1 protein-coding gene is annotated in these 316 nt (G+C 49.7%); it reads right to left on the reverse strand.

Annotated features, from left to right (window positions below):
• Positions 1-37: 37 nt before the first annotated feature.
• Positions 38-316, reverse strand: a complete 279-nt coding sequence (locus P0G09_RS17195; RefSeq protein ID WP_275253276.1) for a hypothetical protein — start codon at positions 314-316, stop codon at positions 38-40.

Here is a 316-nt window from a genome sequence, read left to right on the forward strand (position 1 = left end):
TGAAAAAGCCGCCCGAAGGCGGCAAGCAGATTCAAAATCAAATCAGGTCCCGGAGCCAACCTCTGAATTTCTCAACGCCCTCCACTATTGCAGTTGCGCCGACAAAAAGGACAAAGCAGAGAAATTCGGCAACCAGCAGAATCAGAAATTGATCCCAAGTCTGGCGGTAGACGGTGTAGATGCCGCAGCCAAAGATATACAGCATCAACTGCGCGACAACATAGCTGGACAGAGTAAGCAGCCACTTTGCCATCAGAGCCAGAAAAGCCACGAACAGAGAGATCGGGGCAAGCATCATCTTGAATAAAAGCCTCAT

Source organism: Faecalibacterium sp. DFI.5.82, from assembly GCF_029076575.1.
GTDB classification, from domain to species: Bacteria; Bacillota; Clostridia; order Oscillospirales; family Ruminococcaceae; genus Faecalibacterium; species Faecalibacterium duncaniae.